Annotated in this window: 27 protein-coding genes and 1 tRNA gene; 12 read left to right on the top strand and 16 right to left on the bottom strand. The window is 64.7% G+C overall.

Translation table 11 applies throughout. From position 1 onward, the window contains the following. Nucleotides 1-58 precede the first annotated feature (58 nt). A complete protein-coding gene (locus tag Lysil_RS04100; protein WP_103074978.1) occupies nucleotides 59-952 on the top strand; it encodes a phosphoribosylaminoimidazolesuccinocarboxamide synthase in 894 nt (297 codons plus the stop codon). Beyond that, nucleotides 949-1428 (top strand): Mpo1 family 2-hydroxy fatty acid dioxygenase, encoded by a 480-nt coding sequence (locus Lysil_RS04095; protein ID WP_103074261.1) that lies wholly within the window; start codon nucleotides 949-951, stop codon nucleotides 1426-1428. The genes Lysil_RS04100 and Lysil_RS04095 overlap by 4 nt, the downstream gene beginning before the upstream one ends. Here the strand turns inward: Lysil_RS04095 and nhaA are convergent. Further along, nucleotides 1422-2648 carry a Na+/H+ antiporter NhaA gene (gene nhaA, locus Lysil_RS04090; RefSeq protein WP_165782378.1) on the bottom strand — a complete coding sequence of 409 codons (1227 nt, stop codon included), beginning with the start codon at nucleotides 2646-2648 and terminating at the stop codon, nucleotides 1422-1424. The genes Lysil_RS04095 and nhaA overlap by 7 nt on opposite strands. A gap of 106 nt (nucleotides 2649-2754) precedes the next feature. Here nhaA and Lysil_RS04085 point away from each other — a divergent pair, with 106 nt between their 5' ends. After that, the gene (locus tag Lysil_RS04085; RefSeq protein WP_129588351.1) at nucleotides 2755-3453 is read left to right on the top strand and encodes a hypothetical protein; all 699 of its coding nucleotides are present in this window, start codon (nucleotides 2755-2757) and stop codon (nucleotides 3451-3453) included. A 3-nt stretch (nucleotides 3454-3456) separates the two neighbouring features. Here the strand turns inward: Lysil_RS04085 and hmgA are convergent, their stop codons facing one another. Next, entirely contained in the window at nucleotides 3457-4755 is a 1299-nt protein-coding gene (hmgA, locus tag Lysil_RS04080; RefSeq protein WP_103074258.1) for a homogentisate 1,2-dioxygenase, read from the bottom strand. Between the two features lie 26 nt (nucleotides 4756-4781). After that, on the bottom strand, nucleotides 4782-5870 hold the full coding sequence (gene hppD, locus Lysil_RS04075) for a 4-hydroxyphenylpyruvate dioxygenase (protein WP_103074257.1): 1089 nt from the start codon (nucleotides 5868-5870) through the stop codon (nucleotides 4782-4784). A gap of 70 nt (nucleotides 5871-5940) precedes the next feature. Here hppD and Lysil_RS04070 point away from each other — a divergent pair, with 70 nt between their 5' ends. Continuing rightward, nucleotides 5941-6438, top strand: coding sequence for a MarR family winged helix-turn-helix transcriptional regulator (locus tag Lysil_RS04070; RefSeq protein WP_103074256.1), 498 nt, complete (start codon nucleotides 5941-5943; stop codon nucleotides 6436-6438). Between the two features lie 70 nt (nucleotides 6439-6508). On the opposite strand, the gene Lysil_RS04065 is transcribed toward Lysil_RS04070, so the two are convergent. After that, on the bottom strand, nucleotides 6509-8002 hold the full coding sequence (locus tag Lysil_RS04065) for a peptide MFS transporter (protein ID WP_103074255.1): 1494 nt from the start codon (nucleotides 8000-8002) through the stop codon (nucleotides 6509-6511). Between the two features lie 174 nt (nucleotides 8003-8176). Beyond that, nucleotides 8177-9043 carry a tryptophan 2,3-dioxygenase gene (locus Lysil_RS04060; RefSeq protein WP_103074254.1) on the bottom strand — a complete coding sequence of 289 codons (867 nt, stop codon included), beginning with the start codon at nucleotides 9041-9043 and terminating at the stop codon, nucleotides 8177-8179. Nucleotides 9044-9186: 143 nt separating this feature from the next. Here Lysil_RS04060 and pdhA point away from each other — a divergent pair, with 143 nt between their 5' ends. The 3 genes from pdhA to Lysil_RS04045 are packed head-to-tail and all read left to right on the top strand — an operon-like array spanning nucleotide 9187 to nucleotide 12599. Next, nucleotides 9187-10260, top strand: a complete 1074-nt coding sequence (gene pdhA / locus Lysil_RS04055; RefSeq protein WP_103074253.1) for a pyruvate dehydrogenase (acetyl-transferring) E1 component subunit alpha — start codon at nucleotides 9187-9189, stop codon at nucleotides 10258-10260. Continuing rightward, a complete protein-coding gene (locus Lysil_RS04050) occupies nucleotides 10257-11261 on the top strand; it encodes an alpha-ketoacid dehydrogenase subunit beta (protein ID WP_103074252.1) in 1005 nt (334 codons plus the stop codon). Before pdhA ends, Lysil_RS04050 begins: the two co-directional genes overlap by 4 nt. A gap of 9 nt (nucleotides 11262-11270) precedes the next feature. Further along, nucleotides 11271-12599: a dihydrolipoamide acetyltransferase family protein gene (locus tag Lysil_RS04045; protein WP_103074251.1), complete on the top strand. Its 1329-nt coding sequence runs from the start codon at nucleotides 11271-11273 to the stop codon at nucleotides 12597-12599. A gap of 3 nt (nucleotides 12600-12602) precedes the next feature. Here Lysil_RS04045 and Lysil_RS04040 read toward each other — a convergent pair whose 3' ends face one another. Beyond that, complete coding sequence (locus tag Lysil_RS04040; protein ID WP_103074250.1) at nucleotides 12603-13919, bottom strand: tryptophan--tRNA ligase; 1317 nt, start codon at nucleotides 13917-13919, stop codon at nucleotides 12603-12605. A 109-nt stretch (nucleotides 13920-14028) separates the two neighbouring features. Here Lysil_RS04040 and Lysil_RS04035 point away from each other — a divergent pair, with 109 nt between their 5' ends. Beyond that, nucleotides 14029-14838: a hypothetical protein gene (locus Lysil_RS04035; RefSeq protein WP_103074977.1), complete on the top strand. Its 810-nt coding sequence runs from the start codon at nucleotides 14029-14031 to the stop codon at nucleotides 14836-14838. Nucleotides 14839-14857: 19 nt separating this feature from the next. Here Lysil_RS04035 and Lysil_RS04030 read toward each other — a convergent pair whose 3' ends face one another. Next, nucleotides 14858-15058, bottom strand: coding sequence for a CsbD family protein (locus tag Lysil_RS04030; RefSeq protein ID WP_103074249.1), 201 nt, complete (start codon nucleotides 15056-15058; stop codon nucleotides 14858-14860). Nucleotides 15059-15289: 231 nt separating this feature from the next. Further along, nucleotides 15290-16213: an arginase gene (gene rocF, locus Lysil_RS04025; protein ID WP_103074248.1), complete on the bottom strand. Its 924-nt coding sequence runs from the start codon at nucleotides 16211-16213 to the stop codon at nucleotides 15290-15292. A gap of 139 nt (nucleotides 16214-16352) precedes the next feature. Between rocF and Lysil_RS04020 the strand changes: the two genes are divergently transcribed. After that, on the top strand, nucleotides 16353-16931 hold the full coding sequence (locus Lysil_RS04020; protein WP_165782376.1) for a DUF1190 domain-containing protein: 579 nt from the start codon (nucleotides 16353-16355) through the stop codon (nucleotides 16929-16931). Between the two features lie 3 nt (nucleotides 16932-16934). After that, a complete protein-coding gene (locus Lysil_RS04015) occupies nucleotides 16935-18101 on the top strand; it encodes a glutathionylspermidine synthase family protein (RefSeq protein ID WP_103074247.1) in 1167 nt (388 codons plus the stop codon). A gap of 22 nt (nucleotides 18102-18123) precedes the next feature. Here the strand turns inward: Lysil_RS04015 and Lysil_RS04010 are convergent. From Lysil_RS04010 to Lysil_RS03995, 4 genes are all read right to left on the bottom strand, one after another. Then, nucleotides 18124-18199 (bottom strand) — tRNA-Thr (locus Lysil_RS04010). A 13-nt stretch (nucleotides 18200-18212) separates the two neighbouring features. Then, on the bottom strand, nucleotides 18213-18851 hold the full coding sequence (locus Lysil_RS04005) for an SPOR domain-containing protein (RefSeq protein WP_103074246.1): 639 nt from the start codon (nucleotides 18849-18851) through the stop codon (nucleotides 18213-18215). Between the two features lie 7 nt (nucleotides 18852-18858). Further along, nucleotides 18859-19602: a type III pantothenate kinase gene (locus tag Lysil_RS04000; protein ID WP_103074245.1), complete on the bottom strand. Its 744-nt coding sequence runs from the start codon at nucleotides 19600-19602 to the stop codon at nucleotides 18859-18861. Further along, nucleotides 19599-20594: a biotin--[acetyl-CoA-carboxylase] ligase gene (locus Lysil_RS03995; RefSeq protein WP_103074975.1), complete on the bottom strand. Its 996-nt coding sequence runs from the start codon at nucleotides 20592-20594 to the stop codon at nucleotides 19599-19601. The genes Lysil_RS04000 and Lysil_RS03995 overlap by 4 nt, the downstream gene beginning before the upstream one ends. 99 nt (nucleotides 20595-20693) lie before the next feature. Here Lysil_RS03995 and Lysil_RS03990 point away from each other — a divergent pair, with 99 nt between their 5' ends. Continuing rightward, nucleotides 20694-20966, top strand: coding sequence for a hypothetical protein (locus tag Lysil_RS03990; protein ID WP_103074244.1), 273 nt, complete (start codon nucleotides 20694-20696; stop codon nucleotides 20964-20966). Between the two features lies 1 nt (nucleotide 20967). Here the strand turns inward: Lysil_RS03990 and Lysil_RS03985 are convergent, their stop codons facing one another. The 4 genes from Lysil_RS03985 to Lysil_RS03970 form a co-directional block, all read right to left on the bottom strand. Next, nucleotides 20968-22374 (bottom strand): ATP-binding protein, encoded by a 1407-nt coding sequence (locus Lysil_RS03985; RefSeq protein ID WP_103074243.1) that lies wholly within the window; start codon nucleotides 22372-22374, stop codon nucleotides 20968-20970. A 36-nt stretch (nucleotides 22375-22410) separates the two neighbouring features. Next, complete coding sequence (locus tag Lysil_RS03980) at nucleotides 22411-23097, bottom strand: response regulator transcription factor (protein WP_103074242.1); 687 nt, start codon at nucleotides 23095-23097, stop codon at nucleotides 22411-22413. Between the two features lie 81 nt (nucleotides 23098-23178). Continuing rightward, nucleotides 23179-23562 carry a hypothetical protein gene (locus tag Lysil_RS03975; RefSeq protein WP_129588350.1) on the bottom strand — a complete coding sequence of 128 codons (384 nt, stop codon included), beginning with the start codon at nucleotides 23560-23562 and terminating at the stop codon, nucleotides 23179-23181. Nucleotides 23563-23719: 157 nt separating this feature from the next. Beyond that, complete coding sequence (locus Lysil_RS03970; protein WP_103074240.1) at nucleotides 23720-24274, bottom strand: NAD(P)H-dependent oxidoreductase; 555 nt, start codon at nucleotides 24272-24274, stop codon at nucleotides 23720-23722. Nucleotides 24275-24390: 116 nt separating this feature from the next. On the opposite strand from Lysil_RS03970, the gene Lysil_RS03965 reads away from it, so the two are divergent. Beyond that, nucleotides 24391-24858, top strand: a complete 468-nt coding sequence (locus Lysil_RS03965; protein WP_103074239.1) for a MarR family winged helix-turn-helix transcriptional regulator — start codon at nucleotides 24391-24393, stop codon at nucleotides 24856-24858. Nucleotides 24859-24870 lie beyond the last annotated feature (12 nt).

Raw genomic sequence — 24870 nt, 5'->3', positions numbered from 1 at the left:
GCATGATACCCGCCCGCCGGTCGCGGCCCGATACAATGGTTTTTTGCCGGAGTCCCGCGTGGCCACCACCCTCTCGCAATCCGACCTGCCCGGCTTGGACCTGATCCATCGCGGCAAGGTGCGTGACGTCTACGACCTGCACGATGGCCGCCTGCTGATGGTCGCGAGTGATCGCCTGTCGGCGTTCGACGTGGTGCTGCCCGATCCGATCCCCGGCAAGGGCGAAATGCTGACCCAGATCAGCAATTTCTGGTTCGCGAAGACCGCGCACCTCCTCCCCAACCATCTGACCGGCGACGACGTCGCCAGCGTGTTGCCGGCCGGCGTCGATCACGCGCTGTACGCCAAGCGCAGCGTGGTGACCAAGAAACTGAGGCCGGTGCCGGTGGAATGCATCGCGCGCGGCTACCTGATCGGCAGCGGCTGGAAGGATTACCAGGCGACGGGCAAGGTCAGCGGCATCGCGTTGCCCGCGGGATTGCAGCAGGCGCAACAGTTGCCGGAAGCGATCTTCACACCATCGACCAAGGCCGCGGTGGGCGATCACGACGAAAACATCGATTTCGCCACCGCGGTCGCGCTGGTCGGCGAATCACTGGCGACGCAGGTGCGCGATGCCACGTTGGCGCTGTACGCCTGGGCGCGCGATTACGCCGCCGAACGCGGCATCATCCTCGCCGATACCAAGTTCGAGTTCGGTACCGACGAACACGGCACGCTGTACGTGATGGACGAAATGCTGACGCCGGATTCGTCGCGCTACTGGCCGGCCGACAGCTATCAGGTCGGGACCAGCCCGCCGAGCTACGACAAGCAGTTCGTGCGCGATTACCTGGAAACGCTGGACTGGAACAAGCGCGCGCCGGGGCCGCACGTGCCGGCTGACGTCATCGCCAAAACGCGGGCAAAATACGCCGAAGCGCTGCAGCGCCTTGCCGGGATCGAGGCATGAACGCCACCACCGAACGCGCGGTCGATCGCTGGTTTTCCAGCTACTCCGCCGACCACGTGAATCCGGTCAATCAGTTGATCCACGTGTTCTGCGTGCCGGCCATCCTGTGGTCGGTGATTGCATTGCTGTGGTGCGTGCCGGTGCCGGGCACATGGTTCCGCCCGGGCATGTGGGCCGCATTCGCGATGTTCGCCGCATGGTCGTACTACTTCCGGTTGTCGCGTGCGCTCGGCCTCGGCATGTTGCTGGTGTTCATCGTCATCTCGTGGAGCATGCGCTGGCTGCATGGAACGATCGGCAGCGCGCAACTGGCGTGGCTGGCGCTGGCGGTGTTCGTGGTGGCGTGGATCGGCCAGTTCATCGGCCACAAGATCGAAGGGCGCAAGCCCAGCTTCCTCACCGATCTCACCTATCTGCTGATCGGCCCCCTGTGGGTGCTGGCCAAGCTCTATCGCAAGCTCGGCATCGCTTATTGATCCGCCGGTTTCGCAACCAGGCGCAGCCACGCCAAACCGAGCAACGCCGACAGCAACGATCCGCACAACACGCCGAGCACCGCACCATCGAAGCGCGCGTGGTCCGCGCCGAATGCCAGTGACGCGATGAACAGGCTCATCGTGAAACCGATGCCGCAGAGCATGCCGAGCCCGGGCAAGGCACGCAGCGAAACGCCCGCCGGCAACTTCGCGATGCGTGAAAGGTGGCAGATCAACGCACCGGCGCAGATACCCACGGGTTTGCCGATCGCAAGACCGGCGATCACCGCCAGGGGAATGCCGTGCAGCAGATCGCCGGCATGCATTCCGTCCATCGCCAATCCGGCGTTGGCGAACGCGAACAGCGGCAGGATCGCGTAGGCGACCCACGGATGCAATGCGTGTTCGAGCGATTCCAGCGGCGTGCCGGATGCGACTTCGTCGCCATCGTCGCGATGCGGAATCATCATCCCCGTGACCACGCCGGCCAGCGTGGCGTGGACACCCGATTGCAGCATGCAAATCCACATCACCACGCCCAGCAACAGATACGGCGCGACAGCTCGAATGCCGAGGCGATTCAGCGCGAGCATCGTCAACCATGTGCAGACGGCGCAGGCCAACGCCAGCCACGACAACTGCCCGGCGTAGAAGAAGGCGATGATCAGGATCGCACCGAGGTCATCGGCGATGGCGATCGTCGACAGCAACAATCGCAGGCTGTTCGACACGCGGCTGCCGAGCAATGCCAGCACGCCGAGCGAAAACGCGATGTCGGTGGCGGTGGGAATCGCCCAGCCCGCGCGCGCGGCGGAATCGCTGCCAACCAGCGTCAGGTAGAGGATGCCGGGGACCGCCATCCCGCCGAATGCGCAGACCAGCGGCAGCAAGACGCTGTTGCGACCGGACAACTGGCCGGACACCATCTCGCGCTTGATTTCGAGCGCGACCAGCAGGAAGAACACCGCCATCAAGCCATCGTTGATCCAGTGCAATGGCGACGCCGGGAGATGCAAGCCGAGGAACGCCGCCGGCAATGGCAAGTCGCGCCATCCGGCATACATGGGTTGCAGCGGGGAATTGGCGAGCACCAGCGCCAACGTCGCAGCGGCGATCAACATCATGCCGCCGGCCGCTTCCAACCGGAAGAACGCCTGCAGCGCGCGCAAGGCACGTGATCGCATGTGGCGCGGCGCGGGTTTCGTGACGGGTTCCGGCATTTCCACAGTGTCGCCCAATCGTGGTCGCCGTTGCCACATTGGCGTCATCGAATGTACATGCGCCGCCGCTAGCGTCGCAGTCCTCCCGACTTGCATGCTCCCCGCCATGCTGCTGCACAAGACCGAACTCGCGCGCGCCGTCCTCGCCCGCACCGGCTCCGAACTCGGTCGGCGCCAACGCCAGGTGCTGATTCTCTGCGACGGACAGCGCAGCCTTGATGGCATCGTGTCGATGCTCGGCGTGGAATCGCTGGGGATGATCCAGGCGTTGATCGCATCGGGCTATCTGGTGCAAGGCACCAGCACGCCCGTCGCAGCCGTGACATCGTCGGGGAAACGCCTGTTCGGACGCATCGCCGAAGGCGTGCGTTCCGCAACGCCCGCGCGCGAAACGCACACCAATGTGCAGAAACCCGCACCTGCGCCCGTCGCCACGACACCATCGCCCACCGCCGCGATTCCGCCACAACGCCCGGTGCAAGCGCGGCGCTCGATGGCCGCGTGCAAGATGTACATGATCGACATGCTGCAATTGCAGCGCACGCCGGAAGCGGCATCGCTGGCGGTGGCGCTGCAGACCGCGGGCGACGACGACGAGCGCGCGCTGGCGCTGGTCGATGCGCTGGCCTGGCTGCGCATCGCGACCAAGGCATCGGTATGCGAACGGGTGGCCGAACGCCTGAAGGAAATCATCCCCGAGGCGTGGCTCGCCGGACTCGAAGCGGCGTGGCAGCAGATGATCGTCGACGATCTTGCCGCCGCCGACACTGCCAATAACGTATTGCGATTCGAAGCCCGCGCCTGAGGGTCAAGCCTCCGCCGGATTGAAATGCTTCTGCAATCCGGCCCAGCAATGCTGGTAGTCACGCTGGCGATGAGGCGCGTCAATCGCCTGCTGCGTCGGGCGGATCACGTTGCGCGATTCGAACATGAAGGCCATGGTGTCGGTGATGACATCGGGCTTCGAGGTGTCGGCGGCACCGGCCTTTTCAAACGTCGCCGCGTCGGGCCCATGGCCGGTCATGCAGTTGTGCAGCGAACCGCCACCGGGCACGAAACCATCAGCCTTGGCATCGTAGGCGCCGTGGATCAGCCCCATGAATTCGCTGGCGATGTTGCGATGGAACCACGGCGGGCGGAAGGTGTCCTGCGCCACCAACACGCGTGGCGGGAAGATCACGAAATCCATGTTGCCGACGCCCGGCGACTCCGACGGCGACGTCAGCACCAGGAAAATCGACGGATCGGGATGATCGAAACTGATCGAACCGATGGCGTTGAACCTGCGCAGGTCGTATTTGTACGGCACGTGGTTGCCGTGCCACGCCACCACATCCAGCGGTGAATGGCCGATGTCGGCGCGCCACAGATGGCCCTGGAATTTCGCCACCAGTTCGAACTTGCCCTCGATATCCTCGAACGCGGCGTTCGGAGTGAGGAAATCGCGCGGATTGGCCAGACCGTTGCTGCCGATCGGACCTAGATCGGGAATACGCAGGAACGCACCGAAGTTCTCGCAGACGTAGCCGCGCGATTCGCCATCGGGCAGTCCGACGCGGAAGCGCACACCACGCGGGATCACCGCGATTTCCTGCGGCTCGACATCGAGCACGCCCAGTTCGGTTTCGATGTGCAATCGTCCCTGCTGCGGCACGATCAGCAATTCGCCATCGGCGTCGTAGAAGAAACGGCCCTGCATGTCACGATTGGCCGCGTACAGGTGGATGGCGATGCCGTGCTGCGCGGCCGCCGAGCCATTGCCACCCATGGTGAACAATCCGTCGACGAAATCCGTCGCCGTCGTGGGGATCGGCAACGGGTTCCAGCGCAGTTGATCCGGGGTGACCGGACCGTCGCCGAAGTCGTTGTGGAAATGCGCATGGCCGAGCAGGCTGAATTCACCGTGCATCGCCGCCGGCCGGATGCGATACAACCAGCTGCGACGATTGGCGTGGCGTGGCGCAGTGAACGCGGTACCACTCAACTGTTCGGCGTACAGCCCGTGGGCGACGCGCTGCGGCGAGTTGCGGCCGACCGGCAGCGCGCCGGCGACCGCCTCGCTGGCGAATTCGTTGCCGAAACCGGACTGGTAGCCATTCGCTTGCATGACGCGCTCCGTTGGGTCAACGCACCTTACAACACGCCGCGCTTCATCTGGTCGCGTTCGATCGATTCGAACAGCGCCTGAAAGTTGCCTTCGCCGAAGCCTTCGTTGCCCTTGCGCTGGATGATCTCGAAGAAGATCGGACCGAACGCGTTCTGGGTGAAGATCTGCAGCAACTTGCGCTGCTGCGTTTCCGGATCGGCATCGATCAGGATCTTGTTCCTGGCCAGCCGCGGCACGTCCTCGCCATGGTTGGGCACGCGCCTGTCGATCACGTCGAAATAACTGTCCGGCGTGTCGAGGAAGGCGATGCCCCTGGCACGCATCGCTTCCACCGTGTCGTAGATGCTGTCGGTGAACAGCGCGATGTGCTGGATGCCTTCGCCATTGTATTCGCGCAGGTATTCGTTGATCTGCGATTTCTCGTCGCTCGATTCATTCAGCGGGATGCGCACGATGCCGTCCGGCGCGGTCATCGCCTTGGACAGCAGGCCGGTCTTGGCACCCTTGATGTCGAAATAGCGGATCTCGCGGAAGTTGAACAGCTTCTCGTAGTAATCCGACCACTTCTGCATGTTGCCCATGAACAGGTTGTGGGTCAGATGATCGATGAAGGTCAGCCCGAAGCCCTGCGGATGCTGGTCGACGCCAGGCAGCGGCACGAAATCCGCATAGAGATCGTCGTGACGGTCGTCGTCGATCAGGTAGAGCATGCAATCGCCGATGCCCTTGATCACCGGTGCATCGATCGCGCGGGTCTCGGCGCGGGATGTCATCTCCTCGCCACCGCTGGCGAGCACGTGCCGCAGCACGACTTCACTGGGCTTGCGGAAACGGATCGCGAAGCCGCAGGCAGACGGGCCGTGCTCCTGCGCGAAATCCGAGGCGAAGGAATCAACAGTTTCGTTGAGCAGGAAATTGATGCGGCCCTGGCGGAACAGGGTGATGTCGCGCGACTTGTGCTTCGCCACCCCAGTGAAGCCGAGATTCTCGAGATAGCTGCGCATGGCGGCGCCGTGGCCGGCCGGCGCGGCGAATTCGACGAACTCGAAGCCGTTGATCCCCAGCGGGTTCTCGAAGGTGGTCACGGTCATGCCGACGTTGGGTTGCGCATTCATGGCAAGCTTCCTCTCGTTGAACCCCTATTCTATAGTTTCAATTGCAACCATCTCAAGCGGTGCCGTCCCGATGCCCAGATCCCCCGCCCCCAGGCACGCCCAGCTCGACCTCGAGCGCTTCCTGCCCTACCGCCTCAGCGTGCTGTCCAACCGGGCCAGCGGCGCGATCGCCCGCGCGTACCAGCGCAGTTTCGCCCTCAGCATCACCGAATGGCGGGTGATGGCGGTGCTCGGGCGTTATCCCGGGCTGTCGGCGACCCAGGTGGCGCAACGTACGGCGATGGACAAGGTGGCGGTGAGCCGCGCGGTGGCCAAGTTGCTCGAAACCGGACGCATCGCCCGAGAATTCGACGATGACGACCGCCGCCGCTCGGTGCTGCACCTGTCGGAGGCCGGTTATGCGATCTACGACCAGATCGCGCCAATGGCGCTGGGATTCGAACGGCAGATGCTGGAAGGGATGGAGGAGGAAGAACGCGCCCTGCTATTCCGCCTGCTCGACCGCCTCGACGAACTGGAACTGCGCGCGGAACACGTCGGCAAGGACGACGACGCGCCGCCGGGTTGAGCGCTCGATTGTTCCGCAAACAAGAACGGCGACCCGTGGATCGCCGTTTTCGCATCCATCAAATGGACGATCACTTCACGCCGTGCATCAGGCGATTGACCAGCGGGGCAACCAGGAACAGCAACACGCCCGCGCCCATCAGGATCCAGAAACCCTGGGTGTAGGCCGCGTGCGCCGATTGCACGGTCATGCCGCCTTCGCCGCTGGCTTCGCCCGCGAACAGGCCGGCCAGGTTGTTGCCGATCGCGATCGACAGGAACCACGCGCCCATCGCGAAACCGGTCAGCTTTGGCGGTGCCAACTTGGTGGTCATCGACAGGCCGATCGGCGACAGGCAAAGCTCGCCGATCGACTGGATCCAGTACACCGCGAACAGCGTCCAGAACGGGATCTTGCCGGTCTCCGGCGATACCAGCGACTTCAACGCGAACATCAGCAACAGGAAGGCGAGGCCGTTAAAGATCAGGCCGAGGCTGAACTTGCGCGGGATGGTCGGGTTGTTGCGACCCATCTTCACCCAGATCCAGGCGATGATCGGCGCCAGCACGATGATCGCCACCGAGTTCACCGACTGGAACCACGCGTTCGGGAAGGTCATGAAACCAAGGTCGCGATTGACGATCTTGTCGGCGAGGAAGGTGAAGCTGCTGCCGGCCTGCTCGAAGAAGCACCAGAAGAACACGTTGAAGGCGAGGATGATCAGCATCGCGATTACCTTGTCGCGTGGCACGCGCCCTTCGCGGATGCCTTCGATCACCAGCATGATGGCCGGGCCGATCAGGCAGGCGATCAGGATCCAGTTGAGGATGCTGGCGTCGATGTTGAGCAGGAAGTAGTACATCGGAATGCCGATCACGAGACTGGCAACGATCACGCCGACCAGCCGCGCCACGCTCGACTGCGCCGCGTCCGATGCGCCCACGCCCTTCAATTGCGCGCGCCCGAACCAGAACCACATGAAGCTCAGCACCATGCCAACGCCGGAAGCGATGAACACCATCTTGTAGGCCGGCATCGCATCGGTGCCGAACACCTTCTGCGCGAGTTGCTGGGTGATGATCGGCGAGATCATCGCGCCCAGGTTGATGCCCATGTAGAAGATGGTGAAGCCGGAATCGCGGCGCTGGTCGGCCTGCGTGTAGATCTTGCCAACCAGGGTCGAGATGATCGGCTTGAACATGCCGTTGCCGACGATGACGGTGGCGAGGCCGAGCTTGAACAGCGGCTCGGTCGGTGATGCCAGCATGAATAGTCCCGCGCCCATGATCAGCGCGCCGGTCAGGATCGAGCGCTGGTAGCCGATCAGTTTGTCGGCGATGTAACCGCCGAAGATCGCCGCCGCATACACCAGTGCCAGATAGGCGCCGTAGAGATGGCTGGCATCTTTTTCACCCGCGGGATTGCCGCCCTTGAACTGCGCGACGATGTACAACACCATCGCCCAGCGAATGCCGTAGAACGCGAAGCGCTCCCAGAACTCGGTCATGAACAGCATCCACAACGGACGCGGATGGCCGAGAACGTCGGCGAACTCCGGTGGGTTGCCAGTGGTCGGCGCTTCCATTCCCGGCCCGGCGGGCTCGACTCGATCGGGCATCGTTGGGTTCATGCAGGTTTCCTTGGGGTGAACTGGCGCCACGCGGGCAATCCGGCGAGATTTACCGGACTTTACCCGTCGCCGTCAAACCCGGGGCGCATTCACCCGGGCATTTTCCAGGTCGCGGTCACGGCTTGCGGCTCACTCGGCGGCATCGTTCCCGAGGGAGGTGCGGACCTCGAACAGTTCCGGGTAGAAGGTCAGGTCGAGCGCGCGCTTGAGGAAATCGACGCCCGACGAGCCACCGGTGCCGCGCCGGAACCCGATGATGCGCATCACCGTGCGCATGTGGCGGAAGCGCCACAACTGGAATTGCGTCTCCAGGTCGACCAGGTCTTCGCACAACTGGTATTCGCGCCAGTACTGGTCGGTGTGCTCGTAGATGTTGCGGAACACCGGCAGCAGTTCGGGATCGTTGACGTGGGCGATCGACCAGTCTCGCTGCAGATGACGTTCGGGAATGGCGTGTCCCCAGCGTGCGAGATAACACAGGAATTCGTCGTACAGGCTCGGCGCCTGCAGCACTGCCTCGAGCGCGGCCTGTTCCGCCGGATCGTGCTGGAACACCTTGACCATCGCCGCATTCTTGTTGCCGAGCAGGAATTCGACGGTGCGGTACTGGCGCGACTGGAAGCCGCTGGACGGACCGAGGATGTCGCGAAATTCGAGGTATTCCGATGGCGTCAGCGTTTCCAGCACCGACCACTGCGCGGTGAGCTGGTCGAGGATGCGCTTGCAACGCGCGACGATCTTGCCGAAGCGGCCGCTGCGATCGTTGCGTAACTCGGCCACCGCGGCGGTGAGTTCGTGCACCAGCAGTTTCAGCCACAGTTCCGAGGTCTGGTGCTGGATGATGAACAGCAGTTCGTCGTGGTGCGGCGGTTGCGACAGCGGTTGCTGTGCCGACAGCAATGTCGGCAGCTGCAGGTAGCCGGCGTAGGTCATGCGCCCGGCCAGATCGGTGTGGATGCCGCTTTCCAGCGCGCGGGTATTGTCTTCGATGCTCATGCGGCAATTCTCGCACGCGTCACCGGACTGACCCGATCCGGCCCGATCCTGTGCAGGCGGAATGCTGCGATGCCGCAGCGCGCAACGGGAGTTTTCGATGCCGCCCGTATCATTGGCGGTCTTGGTCCGCCCATGGAGCCCAGATGACCATCGCTGCATCGTTCGAGATCGAATACCTGCAATACCTCAAGCCTGATGGCACGCTGGCGGCGCCGTTGCCGGCGGCGTTCAGCGATCCGGCCAAGCTGGTGCCGTTGTTCAAGCGCATGTTGTTCGTGCGCACCTTCGATTCCAAGGCCATCGCCTTGCAGCGCACCGGCAAGCTCGGCACCTACGCCGCGAGCCTTGGCCACGAAGCGACGCATGTCGGCATCGGCGCATCGATGGCGCCGGAAGACGTGTTCGCGCCCAGCTATCGCGAATACGGTGCGCAGTTCATGCGCGGCGTGCGACCGCGCGAAGTGCTGCTGTACTGGGGCGGCGACGAACGTGGCAACGATTTCGAAGGCCCGCGCAACGACTATCCGTGGTGCGTGCCGATCTCCACCCAATGCCTGATGGCGGCCGGCGCGGCGCTGGCGTTCAAGCTGCGCAAGGAACCGCGCGTCGCAGTGGCCTGCTGCGGCGACGGTGGTTCGTCGAAGACCGATTTCTACGCCGCGGTGAATTCCGGCGGCGCGTTTTCGCTGCCGCTGGTGTTGTGCGTGATCAACAACGGCTGGGCGATCTCGGTGCCGCGCAAGGCGCAGACCGGCGCGCAAACTTTGGCGCAGAAGGGGCTGGCCGGCGGATTGCACTGCCTGCAGGTGGACGGCAACGATCTGATCGCGGTGATGGAAGCGATGCGCCTCGCCAACGAACGCGCGCGCAAGGGTGACGGCGCCAGCGTGATCGAATTCATGACCTATCGCCTGCACGACCACACCACCGCCGACGATGCCCGTCGCTATCGCGGCGAGGACGAGGTGACGGATGCGTGGACGCGCGAACCGTTCCTGCGCCTGCGCAAGTTCCTGACCGAGCGCAAAGTGTGGAGCGAGCAGGAAGAAACCGCGTGGATCGAGCAATGCGGCAAGGACATCGACATCGAAATCAATGCCTATCTGGAGACCCCGGTGCAGCCGGTGGAAGCGATGTTCGATTATCTGTACGCCGACATGCCCGCCGACGTGCGCGCGCAACGCGAGATGGCGCTGTCCCTGGAGAAGCGCGCATGAGCGAGACCGCAGCCATCACCCCGGCTCCCATCACGCTGATCGAGGCGATCACGCAGGCATTGGCTTACGAAATCCAGCATGACGATTCGGTCGTCGTGCTCGGCGAGGACGTCGGCGTCAATGGCGGCGTGTTCCGCGCCACCGCCGGCCTGCAGCAACGTTTCGGCGACCAGCGCGTGCTCGACACCCCACTAGATGAAACCACGATCGCTGGCTTGACTGTCGGCATGGCATCACAAGGGATGAAGCCAGTCGCGGAAGCGCAGTTCGACGGCTTCATGTATCCGATGGTCGACTTCATCGTCAGCCACGCCGCGCGCATGCGCTATCGCACGCGCGGACGCCTGCACTGCCCGATGGTGCTGCGCGTGCCGTGGGGCGGTGGCATCCGTGCACCGGAACATCACTCCGAAGCGAACGAAGCGATCTTCACCAACGTGCCCGGATTGCGCGTGGTGATGCCGTCATCGCCGCAACGCGCCTACGGCCTGCTGCTGGCCGCGATCCGCGATCCCGATCCGGTGATCTACATGGAACCGAAGCGCATCTATCGCCAGTACAAGGAACTGGTGCCGGATGACGGCGAAGCGTTGCCGCTCGATGTCTGCTTCGTGCTGCGCGATGGCAGCGACATCACCCTGGTGACATGGGGCGCGCAGGTCAAGGAAACGCTGGAAGCCGCCGAGAGCTTGGCGAAGGACGGCATCAGCGCCGAAGTGATCGACGTCGCCACGCTCAAGCCGCTCGATTTCGCCACGATCGCGGAATCGGTCGCCAAGACCGGACGTTGCGTGATCGTGCATGAAGCGGCGAAAACCGCCGGCTTCGGCGCCGAGATCGCCGCGCGCATCGCCGAGGAATGCCTGTTCGACCTGCTGGCACCGGTCGAGCGCGTCACCGGGTACGACACCCACATCCCGCTGTTCCGCCTCGAAATGAAGTATCTGCCGAGCGTGGACAAGATCGTCGCGGCCGCCAGGCGCGCGATGGCGCACAAGTAAGGAACCGACATGGCCAACAAGACATTCAATCTCCCCGACCTCGGCGAAGGCCTGCCCGACGCCACCATCGTCAAGTGGTACGTCAAGGAAGGCGACAGCATTCGCCTCGACGACAACCTGGTGTCGATGGAAACCGCGAAGGCGGTGGTCGACGTGCCCTCGCCGGTCAGCGGCAAGATACTGAAACTCGCCGGCGGCGAAGGCGACGTGATCGTCACCGGCCACATGCTCGCAGAGTTCGAGATCGATCCGAACGCACCGCAGCGCGCAGAAGGCCAGGACACCGGTCATCATCATGGCGGCGCACCAGCGCCTGCTCCCGCTGCGGCCGCCGCACCCGCGCCTGCTGCAGCAAAGAGCGAAGACGCCGGCACCGTGGTCGGTGCGATGCAGGTCGGTGATTCCGTGCATGCCGAAGCCGCGATGAGCGTCGGTGGCGTCAAGGCAGTGCCCGCGGTGCGTGCGATGGCGCGCAAGCTCGGCGTCGATATCGCCCGCGTCCGCGCCAGCGGTCCCGACGGCGTGGTCGGCATGGATGACGTCAAGCGTGCAGCAGCCGATGGCTCCGCGAAACCGGGCGCGGCAGCGGCGCAACGCGCGGTCGATGCGCCGATGGCGGCGTCGACGCCCGTGCAGCAACGCAGCACGTTGTCGCAATCGGGCAAGCCGATGCGCACGCAGCCGCCGGGCGTCGTCGTCACTGGCCAGCCGGAACAGTTGAAGGGCGTGCGTCGCAACATGGCGCGCGTCATGGCCGATGCGCATGCGCAGGTCGTGCCGACCACACTGGTCGATGACGCCGACCTCCACGCCTGGATCGGCAAGCAGGACATCACCTCGCGACTGGTGCGTGCGATCGTCAGCGCCTGCAAGACGGTGCCGGCGCTCAACGCCTGGTTCGATGGCGCCAATCTCACCCGCACGATGCACCCGCAGGTCGACCTCGGCATAGCAGTCGATACCGACGACGGCCTGTTCGTCCCGGCACTGCGCAACGCCGACATGCTCGACGGCAACGGCGTGCGTGCGGCGATCAAGCGCCTGCGCGCGCAGGTCGAGGATCGTTCGATCCCGTCGAGCGAGCTGTCCGGCTACACGATTTCGTTGTCGAACTTCGGCATGTTCGCCGGTCGTTACGCGACGCCGGTAGTGGTGCCGCCATGCGTGGCGATCGTCGGCGCCGGCAAGCTCTCGCACGACGTGGTCGCGGTGATGGGCGGGATAGAGGTGCATCGTCGCATCCCGATTTCGCTGACCTTCGACCATCGCGCCGCCACCGGTGGCGAGGCCGCGCGTTTCCTCAAGGCGCTGCTCGACGACATGGCGTCGCCGCAGTAAGGATCACTCTTGCGCGAGCTGCGCGGCGACGAATCTCGCCAGCGCAGCGTTGACCTCGTCGCTGCTGACGCCATCGGCGAGGCGGAAGTCTTCACCGCCTTCCAGCGCGCCTTCCTTCATCGCGGCGACGCGCTGGCCGGCATCGCGCGGTGAATCGAAGCCGATGCTGACCAGCAGCAGGCGATCGCCTTCCATCAACTTGAAATAGAACTTGCCGTCGGCTTCACGGTATTGCTTGAAGGTCGGCACCGGTGCATCGGTCGCCGCACCTTCCGGCTTCGCTTCCACCGCGACATTGGCGCTGGAAAGATCACGCAGGCCGACCGCTTCGCGCAATTCGGCGATGAACGGCATCGCGTAGCGTTCGCGCAGGCGCCTGGCGCCATCGCGCAGGATCGCCTCGATCTCCTGCGGGCGCGTCATCAAGTCGTCGTAGCATTCGCGCAACGGCGCGATCTCGCGATCCACCACTTCGAATACGCGCTGTTTGGCATCGCCCCAGCCGATGCCGTCGGCATAGGCCTGTGCGAATGCGGCGGTTTCCTCGGTGCTGGCGAACACCTTGTAGAGCTGGAACAGCGGCGACCCTTCCCTGTCCTTGGCTTCTCCCGGCGCGCGCGAATCGGTGAGCATCGAGAACACCAGCTTCTTCAACTGCTCGCGCGGCGCGAACAACGGGATGGTGTTGTTGTAGCTCTTGCTCATCTTGCGGCCGTCGAGGCCGGAGAGCGTGGCGGCGTCATCGTCCACCAGCGCTTCCGGCAACGCGAAGTATTCGTGTCCGTAGATGTGGTTGAAGCGCTGGCCGAAATCGCGCGCCATCTCGATGTGCTGGATCTGGTCGCGCCCGACCGGCACCCGGTTGGCGTTGAAGATCAGGATGTCGGCAGCCATCAACACCGGGTACATGAAGAGGCCCGCAGTGATGCCAGCATCGTCGTCTTCGCCATCGGCGCGATTCTTGTCGACCGCGGCCTTGTAGGCGTGTGCGCGGTTGAGGATGCCCTTGCCGGCGACGCAAGTGAGGAACCAGGTGAGTTCGCTGATCTCGGGAATGTCGCTCTGGCGATAAAACCACACGCGCTGCGGATCGAGCCCGCAGGCCAGCCAGCTCGCCGCGATCTCCAGGGTCGAACGCTGGGTGCGCGCCGGATCCTGCGCCTTGATCAGGCTGTGCAGGTCGGCGAGGAAATAGAAACTCTCGGCGCTGTCGGCACGACTGGCGGCGATCGCCGGACGGATCGCGCCGACATAGTTGCCGAGGTGCGGCGTGCCGGACGTGGTGATGCCGGTGAGGATGCGGGTTTTGCGCTTGTCCATGAACGAATGGCGAATCGAATGGCAAATCGTGATCCGCCAGTGTAGCGGCCAACCCCATTCCCGGTGGCGGCGCGTTGGAAACCACAACACCCACCGCACGGAGATCGACATGCCCCGCCTCGTCCCGTTGTCCTGCGCCTGCCTGCTCGCACTCGTCCCGCTGGCTTTTACCCCGAGCGTCGCCCATGCCGGCGACTGGATCGACCTGTCCGTCACCGATCGCGACAGCGGCTCGACACTGCCGGAATACCGCCATCGCGGCGACACCTGGGTGCCCGGAACGCCCGGCCATCGTTATTCGGTGCGCTTGACCAACACCTCCGGCGAACGCCTGCTGGTGGTGCTGTCGGTGGATGGCGTCAACGCGATCAGCGGCCAGACCGCGACGACGGAGCAATCCGGTTACGTGCTGGAACCGGGCCAGAGCGCCGAGATCGACGGTTGGCGCAAGTCGATGCAACGTGTCGCGCAATTCGTCTTCACCGATGTCGGCGACAGTTACGCCGCGCGCACCGGGCGTCCCGACAATATCGGCGTGATTGGTGCGGCGGTGTTCCGCGAGCGCCATGTGCGTCCGCTGCCGCCGCCGATTACCTTGCCCATGCCGCGCCCATATGACAACGCCGCGAAAGCGCGTGGCGAGATGTCCTCTTCCGATGCCGCTGCACCCATGGCGGAATCGCGTAGCGCGGTGCCGCAGCGCATCGGCACTGGCCATGGCGATTCGCAATGGTCGCCGGTCGACAGCACCACGTTCCGTCGCGCCAGCAATCGCCCGACCGAGGTGGTGAGCGTGCGTTACAACGATATCGCCGCATTGCGCCGCATCGGCGTGATTCCGACATGGCGCGCACCGATCAATCGCCGCCCCCAACCGTTCCCCGGCGGGTTCGTGCCCGATCCGCCGAGGAATGATTGATGGCGCTTGCTGTTGACGATTACTGGATGGTCTTCTGGAATTCGTCGACTTCGCGCTTGGCCTGGTTCTCTTCCATGCCATAGCGTTCCTGAAGTCGTCCGGCCAGATACTTGGCATCGCCTTGCGCGATATCGAGATCATCGTTGGTGAGCTTGCCCCACTTGGCCTGTGCGGCGCCCTTGACCTGTTCCCATTTGCCGGAAATGATGTCTTTGTTCATTGCGTGCTCCTGACATTGCGTCGGCGCGATCACGTCGATCGCAGGGATGATTCTCCGCGTCATTCCATTTGCAAATGGTGAGCAGCACGTTGCAAAAACGTATGCATCGCGCATTGCATTAGGTGAACAGGCGAAGCCGTTCAGCGCGCGCTTTCATGCCTGAATCGGTCAGGCGCATTCACGCATCAATCACGCGTTAGTCACGCATGTCGTTCCTGGTTTCCTTGATCGCTAATCGCGCATCAAGGTCGATTTTCCGAACAGGCTTTCCACCAGGTCGACCGCGAGTTTCGCGGTGGCGTTGCGCTTGTCGAGCGCCGGATTCACTTCAACCAGGTCGAGCGATCCCATAGCGCCGGTATCGGCGATCATCTCCATCATCAACTGCGCTTCGCGATAGTTGACGCCTCCGGGCACGCGCGTGCCGGTGCCCGGTGCGATGCCCGGATCGAGCATGTCGACATCGAAGCTGACATGCAGATGGGTGTCGGCATCGACGCCGTCCAGCACTTCTTCCATCACCCGACGCATGCCGATCTCGTCGATGTAGCGCATGTCGTAGATGTCGATCTCGTATTCGCGCACCAGGCGTTTCTCGCCGGCATCGACCGAACGGATGCCGATCTGGCGAATCTGGTCGGGCCGCAATGCTGGCGCATGCTTGCCCAAGCCGACCAGTTCCTTCGGCCCGAGTCCGCACAGGCAGGCGACTGGCATGCCGTGCAGGTTGCCGCTCGGGGTGATGTCGCGGGTATTGAAGTCGGCGTGCGCATCCAGCCACAACACGCGCAGTTTCTTGCCGATGGCGCGGCAATGATCGGCGACCGCGGTGATCGATCCCATCGCCAGGCAGTGATCGCCGCCGAGCATGATCGGCATCCGCCCTTCGCCGAGGATGCGCGCCGACATCGACATCGCCGCGCGGTTCCATGCCACCACTTCGTCGAGATGGCGATAGCCGTCGACCGGCTTCGACAACGGATTGCGCGGGCCACCGAGGTTGCCTTCGTCACGGATGTCGACGCCGCGTTTGGCGATCGCTTCGACCAGGCGCGCGACCCGCAGCGCTTCCGGGCCCATCGACGCACCACGGTGCGCGGCGCCGATGTCGGTGGGCAGGCCGTACACGGAAGCGGGTCTGGGGTGCATGGCCATGGTGGGTGGGGAGCCTCGGATAACAACGGGCATTCTAACGCCGCGACCATCACGCCCCTCCGCCATGGCGCTGGCCACTTGCGCCCGTCACCGGAATCGGTCGACCATCAGCTCCTTCCACCCACACCATCGCCCGCGAATGAAGCGCTCCCGGAAAGTCTCCCTCAGCCTGATGGCCGCGTTGCCGATGGCACTCGTCGCCTGTTCCGACTCGCAGCCGCAACAGACCCCGCGCGATGCGGTGATGCAATCGGTGGCGCAATGCGAAGCATCGGGTTGGGCGACGCATGCCGAATGCGAAACCGCCTACAACAAGGCGAAAGCCGAACACGATCGCAATGCGCCGGCCTTTGCCTCGCAGGATGCCTGCAACGCGCAATTCAGCAATTGCGCGCAACGCATGGACGGCGGTGGCCACTCCAGCTGGGCGCCGATGATGATGGGCTTCGCCGCCGGTTATCTGCTGAATCGGAATGGCGGCGTGGCAGCGCCTGCCGGCTGCGCCAGCGCTCCGAACCAGCCCGGTTGCGGCGGTTCGGGCGGCGGGCGGTTCTTCACCTCGACGCCCCTATATCAACGCACGTCGAGCAGCGAATTCACTTCCGCCAGCGGCGAATCCTTCGGCGCACGCAGCGGCACCAGCGTGCCCGCGCGGGCAGCGACCATGAGCCGCGGCGGATTCGGTGAGACCGGCGCCGGCCACGGCTCGGGCGAATGAGGGATGCAGCGTCTCCGCATTGACGAACGTGCCGACTGGCGCGAACAGGCCGAAGCGCAGGGCTTCGATTTCCACACCATCGACGGCGAACCCTATTGGGACGAAAGCGCCTGCTACACGTTCACGCTCGACGAAATCGAACGCGACATCGAAGCGCCGACGCAGGAACTGCACGAGATGGCGATGGCACTGGTCGGCGACGTGGCAAATTCCGGTGAACTGATGGCGAAGCTCGGCATCGCCCCGGGCTTCTGGGACACGGTTGCGCAATCGTGGCGTCGTCGTGATCCCCACCTGTACGGACGCATGGACCTCGCCTACGACGGCAACGGTGCCGCGAAACTCTACGAACTGAACTACGACACCCCGACCAGCCTGTTCGAAGCCGGATTCTTCCAGTGGAACTGGCTGGAAGACCAGGTCCGCGATGGCCGTTTGCCGAACGGCGCCGATCAGTACAACCGCATCCAGGAAGCACTGCAGGAGCGCTTCGCTGCATTGCTCGCGGAGGGCAAGGTTGCATCGTGCATTCATTTCGCGGCGACGCAATCGTCGCGCGAAGACCAGACCACGATCGCCTATCTGCAGGAATGCGCGCACCAGAGCGGCATCGAAACGATTGGCCTGGCGATCGAGGACATCGGCATCAGCGCCGATGGCTGGTTCACCGATCTCGACGACCGAGTGATCCGCACCTTGTTCAAGCTCTACCCGCTCGAAGACATGTTTCGCGATGCCTTCGGTCCGAAACTCGCGGCGAATACGATGCAACTGATCGAGCCGCCATGGAAATCCGTGCTCAGCAACAAGGGCATTCTCGCGCTGCTGTGGGAACGCCATCCCGGACACCCCAATCTGCTGGAAACGCGCTTCGCCGAACGCGGGCAGACGCCGGCAACGGGTTGGGCACTGAAGCCGATCCATTCACGCGAAGGCGCCAATATCACCTTGGCGCTGGACGGCGGCACGACCATCGGCACGTCCGGCCCCTACGACACCAGCCTGGCGGTGCTGCAACGCGTGCAGCCGTTGCCAACGTTCGACGGTCGCTATCCGGTGATCGGCAGCTGGGTGGTGGGTGACGAGGCGGTCGGCATGGGCATCCGCGAGGACGCCTCGCTGATCACCACCGACAGCGCGCGCTTCCTGCCGCACGCGATCCTCGGCTGAATCGCCCGAGGACGCATTGAAATGGTGCCGCATCACAGACTCGAACTGTGGACCTACCGCTTACAAGGCGGTTGCTCTACCAACTGAGCTAAAGCGGCGAATCCGGGGATTTTAGCCCGATGTGGCCGGGCAGGCCACGCGTTCGCCATGCGTTGCATGCACGGCGTCGCGAACCTGCGCCGGATCGAATCCGGCCGCCGCCGCGACATCGAGCCAGAACAGCGCCTGCCCGCCCGGACGGACATGCGGCTGGAAGTCCTTGCCCTGCAACTCGGCGACACGCCGCTGCGCGCCATCCGGCGATCCGAAATGGCCCAGCGCGACGCCATTGGCATCCGCCCCATCGCGAATCACGAACATGTCCTTGATGCCGGCGGCCTTGAGCTTGTCCAGCAACGCGGCACCCGCCGCGTCTTGTTCGGGCGGAAGGATGACGTCGTAGCCGCGCCCCGACTGCGCCACTTGGCGCGCATCGACGCGGATCGCCTGCGCGCGCAACTGCTGGCGCGCCTGCTCGGCCGATGTGGCATCGGCGAACGGCCCGAAACTGGCGCAGACCGCGTCGGCCGGGATCGTCGCAGCTTGTGTAGTGGTCGCAGTCGGCGCATGCGCGGCATCGGCCAGCTGCAGCGCCGGAACGGCATTGGCGCCCACCGTCGTTGCCATCGCAGTATCGCGATGGAACAGCCACCACGCCGCGGCGCTGAGGTTGAGGATGACGAGGACAACGAGCAAAAGACGGGCAATCATGGCGTGATTATGCAACGCCGGCCCAGCGCGCCCAATGCGCGAGGCCGCGCAGCACCAGATCCGTGCGTGGTTCGGTATTCGCTGGTTCACTGGTGTTCAACATCGGCAACAACGCAGCCACGCCGCCACCATGCACCAGCAATCGCGGCGCGTGGCCGAGTTGCGTCGCGGCTTCGCCCATGCTGCGCTCGATCAACGCCAACGCCGCGCCATCGCAACCGGAGGCGAGCGCGTCGCTGGTGTCGTCGGCGAATTCGACGTAGCGACCGCCCGCCGCCGGCAATGCCGCCGAACGTTCCGCCAGCATCTCGCGCATCAAGGTCGGCGATGGCGCGATGCGCCCGCCAAGATGCTGGCCATCGGCGCGCAACAAGTCGATGGTGAGCGCGGTGCCGACGCCAACCAGCAAGGTGTCGCGACGATCATCCGCGATCGCCAACAGCGACAGGAAGCGATCGACGCCCAGGCGCTCGGGCAGCGGATAGGCAATCGTCAGCGCACCGCAATGCGGCAGCGTTCGCGCGAGATGGATGCGGCGGAAGCGTTGCGACAAGCACTGCAGCAAGGCCACGCGCGCCGCCTCCGGCGCCACCGACGACACCAGCGCGACCTCGCCCTGCACGTCGTCCGGCAACGCCAGCGCTTCCGCTTCATGCGGCAAGGCCAGGACGGTTCCGGCGGCATCGCCAGCGTCGTCCAGTCGCGCACATTTCAACCGCGTGTTGCCGAGATCGAACAGCCAGCCGTTCATGCCATCGTCCTGCGCACGCTCACTTCCCCGGAATGCAACACGGTGTCGCTGCCATCGCCACGGCGCACGCGCAAGCCGCCGTCATCGGCCAAGCCCAACGCCTGCATCACCTGCACGCCATCCGCGGCATGCACGTCGATATGCTCGCCGGCAAGCACATCGAACGCGCGATAACGCTCAAGGAATGGCGCCAGTCCGTGTGCATCGAAGGCATCGAGCGCGTTGATCAATCCATCGAGCACTGCCGCGGCGATTCGCGAACGTTGCAGGCTGTCGGCGGCAATGACGGAAGCAAGATCGATCCACGGCTGGCCGATCTCCCGCGCCATCGTCGCCGGCATGCGTACATTGATGCCGATGCCGATTACCGCCTGCACGGGTCCGCCATGTTCGCCACCGCCTTCGACCAGGATGCCGCCGAGCTTGCGCCCGTCCACCAGCAGATCGTTGGGCCACTTCAGTCCGACCACGAGTCCGCAGTGATCGCGCAGCGCTTCGGCGACCGCGATGCCGGCGACCAGGCTCAATCCGCCCAGTCGCGCCAGTCCACCCTCGAAACGCCGCAACACGGATAGGTACAGATGCGCCGCCAACGGCGACACCCAGTGGCGGCCACGGCGACCGCGACCGGCCGTCTGCTGTTCTGCCAACAACACATCGACGCCGGAGTCGGCGGCACGCCGCGCGAGCAATGCCGTGTTGGTCGAATCGATCCGCCACGCCACGTCGAGCGCACGCAGGCGGGTGCGCGCGGCGGGCGTCATCCCGGCGCGGATCGCGTCGGCATCCAGCAGGTCGAGCGGTGTGTCCAGCCAATAGCCGCGGCCGCGGTCGGCGCCAATGGCGAGTCCGGCCTTGCGCAGGGCCTGGATGCGCTTGCCGATGGCGGCGCGCGTCTGCCCGGCCCGGGCCGCCAATTCCGCGCCGGACATCGGCTGCGGGCCGAGGCAGCGCAACAGGCTGCGGTCATCGAAGGGAGAGGCGGCGTCCATCTGCGCCATTATCCCGGGAAACCCGCCGACGCCGGGGCGGGCTGCAGCCGGCGACGAACCGGGGTATAGTCCCGATTCTTCCGCCCTGCCGGATGCTCCATGCAGAAGCGCCTCCTGCTCGCCCTCGCCTTGATGTCCTGCAGCGCCACCGCGTTTGCAGCGGCGGCGCGCACCGGTGACACCACCTGCGTGCCGCACCAGGACGAGGATTGCGACGCCAGCAGCGGCAGCGCCACGCCGAGCCAGTCGCGCCCGCCGAATCCGACCGCCATCGCCACGCCGAAGACCGCGCCGCAACGCCGCAACCGCACCGATGGCGTGCGCAACAGCACCATGCGCTTTCAAAGCTATCTGCCAGGCATGTTCCGGTAAATCAGTTCGGCGGCGGCAGCAGCGCTTCGAAACGCGCACCGCCCATCTCCGTGGAATCACTGACTTCAAGCTCACCGCCGTAATTGGCGAGGATGTCCTGGACGATCGATAGCCCGATGCCGTGGCCCTGCACGCGCTCGTCGCCGCGCACGCCACGTTGCAACACTTCCATCACCTGCGATTTCGGCACGCCGGGACCATCATCCTCGACCGAGATGCGCAAACCGGCGCGACGCTGCCCCGGCACTTGGCGCGGCACCACCGTCAGCAGCACGCGCGAACGCGCCCATTTGAAGGCGTTCTCCAGCAGGTTGCCGAGCAGTTCCTGCAGATCGCCGAGTTCGCCGTGGAAGCGCGCTTCCGGCGCGATCTCGAATTCGCACAACACGCCCTTGCTGGCGTAGATCTTTTCCAGGCCGGTAACGATTTCCTCGGCGTACGATTCGATGGCGATCGGCGCGGCGTAGAGTTTGTGCCCGGTGGAACGCGCGCGGCCCAACTGGTAGCCGACGATATCGTTCATGCGCCGCAGTTGGGTGTCGAGCTCGCCGCGCAATTCCGCATCCGGGCCGTGGCTGTCGAGCTGCGAGCGCAATACCGCCAGCGGCGTCTTCAGGCTGTGGGCGAGATCGGACATCACGTCGCGTTGGCGATCGAGGTGGCGACGTTCGCTGTCGATCAGCGCGTTGATGCTTTCGGTCAGCGGCGTGAGTTCGCGCGGGTGGTATCCGCTCATCTTGGTCGCCATGCCTTCCTTGACGCGATCCAGTTCCGTGATCACGCGCTTCAGCGGCGACAGGCTCCACCACAACGTCGCCATCTGCAGCAGCACCAGCAGCAGTCCGGCCAGCGCGAGATTGCCCCACAACGCCCGGCGGAACGTGTTCATTTGCGCCTTGAACGGACGCATGTCCTCCATCACGTAGATGGTGAACGGCACCGGCGCCTTGCTGCCGCCTTCCGACCACGCGAAGCCATGCCCGTAGATGTAGATCGCGCTGCCGAACCCGGCGGGATCACGGATCGTCACCGGGCCGCTGAAGGTTTCCTGGTTCGGCTCGAGCAGCGGCGGCGATGGCAGTGGCGGCCCGTAGACCGTCGATTGCGATTGCCAGCGCACGTTGTTGCGCTGGACGATCTGCGCGTAGAGGCCGCTGGCCGGGCGGTCGAGGCGTGGGTCGGGCGTGATTGCCGGCGGTAACAGCGCGTTGTTGATGTCGAAATCGGTGCGTGCGGCGTAGGCCAGCGCGTAATTCGACAAGCGCATGCGCAGGTTTTCCTGCGCGGTCTGTTCGAAGGCACGATCGAGGGCGATGCCGACCAGCGCCAGGAACGCCGCGAGTCCCAGCGTGCTGACCAGCAATTGCCGGCGCAGCAGCGATCGCGGCCTCCAGAATTGCGTACTCATGCGCGGATCACGCCGGCGCCCGCCTCGCCGCCAACGTCAGCTGTCGGCGTTGCGCGGAATGGCAAAACGGTAGCCGCGCCCACGCACGGTTTCGATCGGCTTGAGCGAACCATCGTGATCGAGTTTCTTGCGCAGGCGGCCGATGAACACTTCCAGCACGTTGGAATCGCGATCGAAATCCTGCTGGTAGATGTGCTCCGTGAGATCGGCCTTCGAGACCAATTCGCCGGCGTGCATCATCAGGTATTCCAGCACCTTGTATTCGTAGCTGGTGAGGTCGATGTTCTGGCCGCCCACCGCCACCGTCTGCGCGGCGAGATCGAGCATCACCGGGCCGCATTCCAGCGACGGCTTGCTCCAGCCGGCGGCGCGGCGCACCAGTGCATTGAGGCGCGCCAGCAATTCCTCGACATGGAACGGCTTGACCAGGTAATCGTCGGCGCCCTGCTTCAGGCCGTCGACCTTGTCCTGCCAGCTGGAACGCGCGGTCAGGATCAGGATCGGGAACTGCTTGCCGTCATCGCGAAGCGCGCGGATCAGCTCCATGCCCGACATCTTGGGCAGGCCGAGATCGATGATCGCGACGTCGAACGGCACTTCGCGGCCCATGTACAGGCCTTCTTCGCCATCCTGCGCGGCGTCGACGGCGAAGCCTTCGCGCTTCAGGCGCGCGGCCAGTGTTTCGCGCAATGGCGCTTCGTCTTCGACCAATAGAATTCGCATCGTTCACTCCTTAAACGGACGCCGGGCATCCGCACGCATTCACTTTCTCATTCTGGATGTTGCGACGGCGTAAACGCGCGATCAGTATCCGGGGGAAACCATCATCACGCGCACCATGCCATCGGCACCCATGATCTTCACCCGGCACTGTACACGCCCGTTGGAGTCCATCGGCTGCACGGCGAGTACCTGGTCGCCGGGCGAGAGGGCCATTGCGCGACCGCAATCGCTCGCACTCGGGTGCGGGCGGGGGGTCTCTGGCGACGGCGCGCCGTGCGGCTCATCATGGCCCGGAGGTGATCCTTGGGGCGGCAGCGGCAGGGGCTGGCCCATGCGCCCGCCATATTGCTGCAGTGGCGGCGGCCAACCGCCACGGCCAACCCGCTGCTGCGCCCACGCTGGCGCGTTGCCGACAGCCAAGGCCGTCAGCGACACGAACAACGGGAACCAGCGGGAACGGGACATGATGCAGCGCACCGACGCATTCAGGAGTCGTGCCAGCATGGGTGGGGCGCGGTGAATTCGCCCTTAATGATTTAACGCAATCTGAACGTTTCTGCGACGCCGATTGCAGTTGTTCAGTTTCGCGATCGGGCGGTGGTGCAACCGCCCGATCGCGGACTCATGCGGCCTGGCGGTTGCCTTCCGCGACCGCGGCGACCAAGGACGTCACTCCCGCGCGCAATGCCTCGACGATTTCATCCGGCAGCGCCTTGCCAGTGCCGAAGACTTCATGGCTGGATCCCAGCCCGATGGTGTCGTCGATCGGCTTCGCTCCGGCGACGCCCAGCGCACGTGCGGTGTCGCCGCGGGCCCACTTCGCCGCATGCGGCGACATCGACGCGCCGAGCACCAGCACCGGCATGCCGACCAGCGAGCCACGACCGTAGGGGCGCGAAGCCCAGTCGATGACGTTCTTCAGGCCACCCGGCAGCGAACCGTTGTATTCGGGAGTGGCGACGATCACGGCATCGGCCGCGGCGATCTCCTGGCGCAGTTTCTGCACCGAGGCCGGGGTCTGGCCCTCGACGTCCAATTCCTCGGAATAGAACGGCAGGGTGGAGAAATCGACGTTGGAGACATGGCTGCCAGCCGGCAGCAGGGCCACGGCGGCATCGGCCAGCTGGCGATTGTGGGAACCGGCGCGAAGGCTGCCGATCAGGGTGACGACGTTCATGAGAGTTCCTCGCTCGGTGGGTGGTCAATCGCTTGATTGTCAAGCTGTTGACAATAATAATGAGCGAATCCAGAAAGTCAAGCACTTGACTTAAATCCGGTCTAGAATTCGATTCCATGAGCTCCCCCACCCATCTCGCCAAAGCCAAGTCCCTGCCCGTGGCCGCCCTGCTGGGCGCCGCCAGGGAAGCGTTCGGCGCCGAATTCGACGCCCGCATCAAAGCCACCAACATGAGCGCGTTGTCGCTGGCGCATGCCCACAACGTGTTGCGCCACCTCGGCAACGGGCCGCTGCGCGCCAGCGCGATCGTCAGCCAGTGCGGCGTGACCAAGCAGGCGGTGAGCCAGCAGATCGCCCACCTGCAGCGAAGCGGCTTCGTGCGCGCCCTGCCCGATCCCGACGACCAGCGCGCGCGCCTGATCGAACTCACCGAATGTGGGGTCGCTGCGCAGGCGATGGTGAAGCAATTGTTCGCCGACATCGAGCGCGAGTGGGGCGAACGCATCGGCAAGGAACACATGGCGATCCTGCGTGATGCACTGGCCACGCTGGGCGCCGACCACATGCCCGAAAGCTGCGGCTGAACCCGACAGGAT

The sequence above is a fragment of the Solilutibacter silvestris genome, assembly GCF_002895945.1.
GTDB lineage: Bacteria > Pseudomonadota > Gammaproteobacteria > Xanthomonadales > Xanthomonadaceae > Solilutibacter > Solilutibacter silvestris.
The sequence above is the reverse complement of the archived record's forward strand: the minus strand, read 5'-3'. Positions and strand labels throughout refer to the sequence as shown.

Coding starts and splice junctions, on each gene's coding strand:
- Lysil_RS04095 (WP_103074261.1), top strand. CDS start 949: ATGAACGCCACCACCGAACGCGCGGTCGATCGCTGGTTTTCCAGCTAC.
- nhaA (WP_165782378.1), bottom strand. CDS start 2,648: ATGCCGGAACCCGTCACGAAACCCGCGCCGCGCCACATGCGATCACGT.
- Lysil_RS04085 (WP_129588351.1), top strand. CDS start 2,755: ATGCTGCTGCACAAGACCGAACTCGCGCGCGCCGTCCTCGCCCGCACC.
- hmgA (WP_103074258.1), bottom strand. CDS start 4,755: ATGCAAGCGAATGGCTACCAGTCCGGTTTCGGCAACGAATTCGCCAGC.
- hppD (WP_103074257.1), bottom strand. CDS start 5,870: ATGAATGCGCAACCCAACGTCGGCATGACCGTGACCACCTTCGAGAAC.
- Lysil_RS04070 (WP_103074256.1), top strand. CDS start 5,941: ATGCCCAGATCCCCCGCCCCCAGGCACGCCCAGCTCGACCTCGAGCGC.
- Lysil_RS04065 (WP_103074255.1), bottom strand. CDS start 8,002: ATGGAAGCGCCGACCACTGGCAACCCACCGGAGTTCGCCGACGTTCTC.
- Lysil_RS04060 (WP_103074254.1), bottom strand. CDS start 9,043: ATGAGCATCGAAGACAATACCCGCGCGCTGGAAAGCGGCATCCACACC.
- pdhA (WP_103074253.1), top strand. CDS start 9,187: ATGACCATCGCTGCATCGTTCGAGATCGAATACCTGCAATACCTCAAG.
- Lysil_RS04050 (WP_103074252.1), top strand. CDS start 10,257: ATGAGCGAGACCGCAGCCATCACCCCGGCTCCCATCACGCTGATCGAG.
- Lysil_RS04045 (WP_103074251.1), top strand. CDS start 11,271: ATGGCCAACAAGACATTCAATCTCCCCGACCTCGGCGAAGGCCTGCCC.
- Lysil_RS04040 (WP_103074250.1), bottom strand. CDS start 13,919: ATGGACAAGCGCAAAACCCGCATCCTCACCGGCATCACCACGTCCGGC.
- Lysil_RS04035 (WP_103074977.1), top strand. CDS start 14,029: ATGCCCCGCCTCGTCCCGTTGTCCTGCGCCTGCCTGCTCGCACTCGTC.
- Lysil_RS04030 (WP_103074249.1), bottom strand. CDS start 15,058: ATGAACAAAGACATCATTTCCGGCAAATGGGAACAGGTCAAGGGCGCC.
- rocF (WP_103074248.1), bottom strand. CDS start 16,213: ATGGCCATGCACCCCAGACCCGCTTCCGTGTACGGCCTGCCCACCGAC.
- Lysil_RS04020 (WP_165782376.1), top strand. CDS start 16,353: ATGAAGCGCTCCCGGAAAGTCTCCCTCAGCCTGATGGCCGCGTTGCCG.
- Lysil_RS04015 (WP_103074247.1), top strand. CDS start 16,935: ATGCAGCGTCTCCGCATTGACGAACGTGCCGACTGGCGCGAACAGGCC.
- Lysil_RS04005 (WP_103074246.1), bottom strand. CDS start 18,851: ATGATTGCCCGTCTTTTGCTCGTTGTCCTCGTCATCCTCAACCTCAGC.
- Lysil_RS04000 (WP_103074245.1), bottom strand. CDS start 19,602: ATGAACGGCTGGCTGTTCGATCTCGGCAACACGCGGTTGAAATGTGCG.
- Lysil_RS03995 (WP_103074975.1), bottom strand. CDS start 20,594: ATGGACGCCGCCTCTCCCTTCGATGACCGCAGCCTGTTGCGCTGCCTC.
- Lysil_RS03990 (WP_103074244.1), top strand. CDS start 20,694: ATGCAGAAGCGCCTCCTGCTCGCCCTCGCCTTGATGTCCTGCAGCGCC.
- Lysil_RS03985 (WP_103074243.1), bottom strand. CDS start 22,374: ATGAGTACGCAATTCTGGAGGCCGCGATCGCTGCTGCGCCGGCAATTG.
- Lysil_RS03980 (WP_103074242.1), bottom strand. CDS start 23,097: ATGCGAATTCTATTGGTCGAAGACGAAGCGCCATTGCGCGAAACACTG.
- Lysil_RS03975 (WP_129588350.1), bottom strand. CDS start 23,562: ATGTCCCGTTCCCGCTGGTTCCCGTTGTTCGTGTCGCTGACGGCCTTG.
- Lysil_RS03970 (WP_103074240.1), bottom strand. CDS start 24,274: ATGAACGTCGTCACCCTGATCGGCAGCCTTCGCGCCGGTTCCCACAAT.
- Lysil_RS03965 (WP_103074239.1), top strand. CDS start 24,391: ATGAGCTCCCCCACCCATCTCGCCAAAGCCAAGTCCCTGCCCGTGGCC.